Source organism: Agriterribacter sp. (assembly GCF_035444585.1).
Lineage (GTDB): Bacteria > Bacteroidota > Bacteroidia > Chitinophagales > Chitinophagaceae > Agriterribacter.
The window spans coordinates 1-6,424 of the sequence record NZ_DAOMOZ010000246.1; the positions used below are offsets into that span (position 1 = coordinate 1).

Sequence of the window (6,424 nt, forward strand, 5' to 3'; positions counted from 1 at the left end):
ACTTTGCCTCATAATAAGTGACTGTTTTTTGTCAACCTATTTTAGGCATGCACAAGTTTTCACTTCTCACCTCTCACCTCTCACCTCTCACTTCCCCCTCCCCCCTATTCTTCGTATAAAAGACCTTGCTACTGTTTTATTCCAGCCGGTAAAGCGCCCGCGCTGTACCACGAGGGTATTGTCTTCGGGGTGATTGACTATATAATGAAATACAAATTTTCCTCCGGGGTCCTGCCATCCCTTCATTTGCCCAAACCGCAGGTCATTGAATACCAGCGTGTCGCCCCATAGCTCTGCCGTATAAAACTGTTGCGAAAAACGGATAAGGTGCTGCACTTCTTCATGATCGGCTACAGACTGCAATAAGGAATCATTGCGGGGAAAATACCGGAAGCCGATCTGCTTTTTACGATCCAGTATAGAACGGAAACCAACATGGTAGCCGCTATCGTTGCCTGCCACTACATACCACAGCAAATTATTAAAAGGCGTAGGTGTAGAAAAATACCTGGTATAAGGAACCTGTTGCTGATGCAAAATTTCCTTTACATCGCTGTTGATCTTTATTTTATTGATTGTACACCAGCCAAGATAAAGGAAAGGAATAAATACCCCGAACCTCCACCAAAACCTTCGCCGGGGATGATAGCTGTGTAAAATGAACAGCATTACTATGGCAATGCCTGCCCAAACGGAGAAAAAGGGATCGGCAACATAAATGGCATTAAAAGAAAAACGATGATGGCTGAAAGGCTCAAACCAGCCCACGCCATAATTGTTAAAACCGTCGAGCAGCAGGTGCAACAACACCTCGGCAAGAAAAAAGATCAGCCATTTGCTGAAACGGATATTGTGCGGACGATGGATCTTCTCGGCTGCTAATGCCAGTACCGGCGCCACCAGTAAAGCAAACAATATGGAATGCGTAAAACCCCTGTGGGCAAGCAGGTTTTCATCTGTGCTTAACCAAAAGGCGCCCAGGAAATCTATATCGGGAGCGCTTTGGGCCAATGCGCCCCACAACATCGCTTTTTTGCCGAACCCCCTTCCAAAAAAAGCCTCGCCCACACAGGCGCCAAGCGCTATATGCGTAATAGAATCCATTTCAAATATGCAATGCCGCGTAGCAGTTTACGGTTACCAATACACTATCCTTTGCAAATGTATTGATAGCTGTAAAAGAAGCAAAACATAAGCCTGAAATTCGAAATTTGGAAACGCGGTCGGTACCCGACGAAGGAGGGTCAGCACCGTATCCGGACGCAAGCCCCGGAAAGAACCCAATAACAAGAAACAAACTTGCCTACCTACAGGCAGGCTTGTCCGCAGGGCGGATAAAACCCAAATCCGAAGTCAAAAATTCGAAATCCGAAGCGGAGTCCAACGATAAACTATAAATCACAAACGATAAACACGAAACTTCCCTGCAACCTGAACCCTCACCCTCACCCCTTTCCTCAATTGTGCGCGATAAACACAGGCACCTTTAATTCTCTTATCAACACATCGGCCATACTTGGTCTGAACCAACGCGATACCATGCCCCGGCGGTAAGCACCCAGCACTACAAGTGGTGATTCCTTCTCCTGCTTCAGAAAATTAACGATCTCTGTTTCGGGTATGCCTTTCATTACTTTATATGCCGCTTTGGGAAAATGCCGTTTCATGAATTCTTTCATTAATTTATTGTCCGGCAAATGCAGCGACTGGCTCATGGGCTTTACCGACAATACTTTGGCAGGGTGTTCTTTTAACGCCGGCAGCATATAGCTGAACATTTTAATGGCATGAACGGAAGAAGGCTCACCGTCGAACAATAAAATGAGCTTGCTTAATGGTTTATAATGTGCGGGAACCACCAGCACCGGGCATTGAACAGCCGATAAAATATCCCTCACAAACCCGGTGGGGGCCTGTTCGCTGCGGTTGGTAAATGTTTCATAGCCGCTGATCACCAACAGATCCGCATAAATGCTTTCCTGCAGCAGCCCCTGGGTTGCAATTTCCTTATTGCGGCGAACGGTGTATGCAAGTCCCGCCCTTTTGCAGGCCAATTCAAAACCAGCCACCGCTTCATCCCTGGTTTTGGCATCTGCCGCCAGAAAGGACTTTTGCTTTTCAGGAGATACCCCGCCTTCGTCCCCTATCAGATCATATACCTTATAACTCTGATAATACGGGTCATCCAAAAAAACACCCACCAGATGCGCATTGTTCTCTCTGGCAATCTGAATAGCGTAATCACGGGTACTTTTGGAAAACTTCAGTCCGTCAAATGCCGCAATTATTTTTTTCATGCTGGTCTTATTTAGAGCTTAAAGCATATGCTATATACATATATGTCTGTTCTTCACCAGCGCTACAGGTTTTCCACCCAGCATATCTTCGTCCACCACTTCAATATCACCGCCATTTTCCAGCACATTCCCTATGATCTCATCAATGACATGCGACACACACGAAAATTTATTATACCGGTACTGCACAATAGCGTTGTTGTCTTCCGTTTCGTATTGACCGGGGTTTTGTATAAAATTTTTATCTACAATCAAAAGTCTGCTTCTGTGTTGCGCAGCGCTCAACTGCACGCCGCCTATACCATACACCAAATTCTCTTCTATTGCCGCTTTTTCCAACTGGTGGTACAAATGCTTAATCCTGATCTTATCCCAGTCTGCTATATAAGGATAAATACTGTTAAACAACGCCGCCTCAGCAGCTTTTCCACGGCTGCTTTCAATATACTCCACGATGTTTTTACCGTTTACCGTTAAAGCCTTAAAACGATCCAGCACTTTTTTGTTGCCAACAACCAGAACAGGCAAAGGCATGGCCGCCAGCAGGATGGAAAGTCCTTCATCGGTATGCTGCAGGAATTGTTTTGTAAAAAGCACAGCACCATCCGCAGTTTTTTCAGTGGTTGCAGTATATCTTGAACCGGGCACATTCCCTGCCCCGTTGGACTTTATTTTAACAAGTTCCGCAACATTCCCTTCGTATACCGTGCTCCACTTTTCACTCAGCGCCAGCACAAAATAAGCTGGTATTTCTTTTTTGGCATGAACAATGTCTCTTATAAAAAAGGATTCATTAACGGCAATGGTTTCACTTACCGGCATATTCAGGTACATCACCTTTTCAAATACAGGTGAAACGTAAATAGCGATGCTTTTTTTAAAGGTGTTGAAGTTGAGGTTTTTTACGATGGTTCTTAATTTCAGCATTACCAGCTCGGCCAGGTCCTCATCGTACCCTATGCCCATCTCCCACTCCACTTTCTTCATCGCTTTCTGAAGCCGCACTACCAGGTCATCCCTGCGGATAACAGGTTCAAAGGGCATGATAATGGATACTGCCGGCCATTGCCGCTTTTCTTTGTGCAGCTCACGAATGGATGTAGAAATATCAGTTTGCATAACGAAGGCTTTACTTCAAACTTACGCTTTAATACAAACAATAATAATGATGCTGATCATCAGGTATCATGATCTAACTCAAATATTTCAAAAATGGCAATTATTTTACAATTCCACGACAAAACCGGCGGCAGCATTTTCCGGAATTTTTTCCCAGTTTGATTGCAGTGATGGAGTGGCTTTCTAAAAATCCTGATTCATTTTGACGGGGGAGGTATACTATTGAGGCAACTGTGCCGCAATAAAATTTCGGAAAAGTAATAATCGGACAGAACGTATTATTAAAGTTTCCTGCTTATCCGTATAGCGAATTCGGCTCAGTAAAGGGCAGGATCACCTTTATTAGTAATATGCCAACAGACAACGGTTACCTGGCTAAAATAGCTTTGCCGGAAGGATTACAAACCAATTATAAAAAACAAATTCAATATCATTCAGGGCTTACTGTGCAAGCCGATATTGTAACGGCTAAAATGAGACTGCTGGAAAGGTTGTTCAATAATGTGCGGAAACAGGTAGCCGAAAACTGATGCCCTGCAACAATGCTCACTCAAATATCCGCGCAAAATGATTTTCCAAATGCTGTCGCATGGCATTGCGGAACAATTCGGGGGTACCCTTTTCAAGAATATCCACCAGTCCTTTGTGCGAAACAAATGTTTTGAGATGCGTTTGCTTTTTCAGCAGCCCGCTTTTATGCACATAATCAAAAACCGGCAGCAGCATTTTCTGGAACTTCTTCATGGTTTCATTGCCGGTGATCTCATACAGCTTTCCGTGAAAAGCGATCTCATGTTCTATATTAAACAGGTGATGGTCGGTTATCTTTGGTTCTTTGCTTACAATTTTTTTCAATTCCCGGATATCCTCCGGCGTGATCCGCTGAAAAATAAAGTCGGCCATACCGATCTCCAGGGCCAGCCGGATCTCAAACATCCCCTTCAGGGTTTCCTGGTCAAGCACATGAGGGTTCATGCTTTTGCTCATAATGCCAAACAGGTCGGGACTGGTAATAACCGCACCTTTCTTTTTTTTGGATTCAATCAGTCCCATCATCCGCAAACGCAGCAAAGCTTCCCTTATAACAGTACGGCTTACGCCCAGGGTTTCCGCCAGTTCAAGCTCCTTGGGTATGGAATCGCCCACCTTCAGCTTACGTTGCTGCAGTAATTCTACCAGGTTGGCTTCCACCCTGTCTACCAAACTGCTGGTATCTACCGATTTAAAACTTTCTTTTAGCGTGGCTACAGTCATAATATATGCAACTTAATATGGAAACAAATGTATCTTATTTTTTAGCTCTGCATTTTTTGAAAAAATATTCCGGCTTTCCTTATTTGCCGGCAAATACGCTTCGAAACGCTTTGCCTCATAACGATTTTTGTCCGGTATAAAAAAAAATCATCAAAAAGTTTTGGTTATATAAAAATCTTTCTACCTTTATTATGTCATACATAATACAAATATAAAAAAAATTTTAAAAAACTGCTGTATGCGAAAATTTAATTTAAAAGCAGGCTTATTATTTATAACCTGTATCTGCTTTGCGCTGTTGGGCCAGGCGCAGAGCAAAAAGGTTTCGGGACAGGTTATTTCAGAACAGGGAACGTCCCTGGCAGGCGTAAGCATTACTGTTAAAGGCAAGGCTACCGGCGTTTCAACAGACGCCGACGGCAATTTTACATTAGATGCTGCCGAAGGCGATATCCTCGTCATCAGCTCAGTAGGCTTCAACAGCACGGAGCACACCGTTGGTACTGACGCTACGGTTATGATCGTTTTAACAACAGCCGAATCATCCAAACTGGATGAAGTGGTAGTTGTAGGCTACGGTACCGCTAAGCGATCCAAGATCACTTCTTCCATTTCCAGGCTCGACAATAAAGTTTTAGAGTCCGGGCTGCGTTCCAACCCCGCACAGGCTTTGGCCGGAACCATTCCGGGATTGAGAGTAGCTACAGGCACGGGAAGGCCGGGCTCATTACCGGCGATCGTGTTGAGGGGTGGCACCAACTTCGATGGTTCCGGGAGCCCTTTAATATTGATGGACGGGCAGGTGCGGGGTTCTTTAAGTGATATCAATCCCGAAGATATTGCGAGCATGGAAGTGCTGAAAGATGCTTCCGCCACGGCTATTTACGGCGCCCGCGCCAGCAATGGTGTAATCCTCATTACGTCTAAAAGAGGAAAAGCCGGGCAGTCTTCCATTAACATAGATGTGAAGAGAGGAACCAGTTATCTGAATATTCCATACAACTTCCTGAGCGCAGAGGATTATATCAAATGGAGCCGCATGGGTGTGGCGCAGGCTATTATTAACGGTACATTCGGTACGGTTAATTCCAACACGGCGCTTTCCGGAGTAGGTCCCAGGGCAACCGGTAATTTATACAAAGACCCGGTAACCGGCGATATTCTGGATGGTAATTACGATAACAGGGCCATATGGAGCGTAATGCGCTTAAATGAAACCAACCGTGAGCTGCTTGGCCAGCCGGGCTGGAAACAGATGAAGGATGCCGTACCAACCAACCCATTAACCGGGAATTATGATCCTGCCGGAACCTACGCCGATCTGATTTATAAAGATTTTAATTACGGCGACTATGGCTTATATAAAAAAGCCACTGTGCAGGAATACAATATAGGCATGAGCGGCGGCAATGATCGCGGCGCCTATTTTGCCAACCTCGGCTATTATGATGAAGGCGGCTTGTCGCTCAAAACATTTTACAGGCGTTTAACCTTTACGCTCAACGGCGATTATAAAATAAAAGACTGGCTGAAGTCTGAAAGCAGCCTGCAGTTCAACAAAGCCAACTGGCGTGATCAGTCGCTGCAAAATGGCGAAGGCAATTACTGGGGCCGCATGCTCTCGGCTCCCCCTACCATGCGGGGCACCAATGCCGATGGAGAATTTATCTTAGGGCGCGATGCCAGCGACGGCAACCCCCTCGTTAACATTGATAAGTACAAAAGGAACAACCAAACAGATAAATTTACCCTGG

Annotated in this window: 6 protein-coding genes; 2 read left to right on the top strand and 4 right to left on the bottom strand. The window is 45.1% G+C overall.

Annotation, left to right across the window (positions count from 1 at the left end; all coding sequences use genetic code 11):
• Positions 1-87 precede the first annotated feature (87 nt).
• The 3 genes from PLH26_RS18940 to PLH26_RS18950 form a co-directional block, all read right to left on the bottom strand.
• Complete coding sequence (locus PLH26_RS18940; protein ID WP_324587589.1) at positions 88-1,104, bottom strand: metal-dependent hydrolase; 1,017 nt, start codon at positions 1,102-1,104, stop codon at positions 88-90.
• A gap of 353 nt (positions 1,105-1,457) precedes the next feature.
• Positions 1,458-2,297 carry a universal stress protein gene (locus PLH26_RS18945; protein ID WP_324587590.1) on the bottom strand — a complete coding sequence of 280 codons (840 nt, stop codon included), beginning with the start codon at positions 2,295-2,297 and terminating at the stop codon, positions 1,458-1,460.
• Positions 2,298-2,327: 30 nt separating this feature from the next.
• Complete coding sequence (locus tag PLH26_RS18950) at positions 2,328-3,416, bottom strand: baeRF3 domain-containing protein (protein WP_324587591.1); 1,089 nt, start codon at positions 3,414-3,416, stop codon at positions 2,328-2,330.
• A 263-nt stretch (positions 3,417-3,679) separates the two neighbouring features.
• Between PLH26_RS18950 and PLH26_RS18955 the strand changes: the two genes are divergently transcribed.
• Positions 3,680-3,946 (top strand): beta-barrel domain-containing protein, encoded by a 267-nt coding sequence (locus tag PLH26_RS18955; protein ID WP_502876420.1) that lies wholly within the window; start codon positions 3,680-3,682, stop codon positions 3,944-3,946.
• A 16-nt stretch (positions 3,947-3,962) separates the two neighbouring features.
• On the opposite strand, the gene PLH26_RS18960 is transcribed toward PLH26_RS18955, so the two are convergent.
• Positions 3,963-4,670, bottom strand: a complete 708-nt coding sequence (locus PLH26_RS18960; protein WP_324587593.1) for a FadR/GntR family transcriptional regulator — start codon at positions 4,668-4,670, stop codon at positions 3,963-3,965.
• A gap of 238 nt (positions 4,671-4,908) precedes the next feature.
• Here PLH26_RS18960 and PLH26_RS18965 point away from each other — a divergent pair.
• Positions 4,909-6,424 (top strand): TonB-dependent receptor plug domain-containing protein (locus PLH26_RS18965; protein ID WP_324587594.1); only part of this gene is annotated, 1,516 nt, incomplete at its 3' end.

Coding starts and splice junctions, on each gene's coding strand:
- PLH26_RS18960 (WP_324587593.1), bottom strand. CDS start 4,670: ATGACTGTAGCCACGCTAAAAGAAAGTTTTAAATCGGTAGATACCAGC.
- PLH26_RS18945 (WP_324587590.1), bottom strand. CDS start 2,297: ATGAAAAAAATAATTGCGGCATTTGACGGACTGAAGTTTTCCAAAAGT.
- PLH26_RS18950 (WP_324587591.1), bottom strand. CDS start 3,416: ATGCAAACTGATATTTCTACATCCATTCGTGAGCTGCACAAAGAAAAG.
- PLH26_RS18940 (WP_324587589.1), bottom strand. CDS start 1,104: ATGGATTCTATTACGCATATAGCGCTTGGCGCCTGTGTGGGCGAGGCT.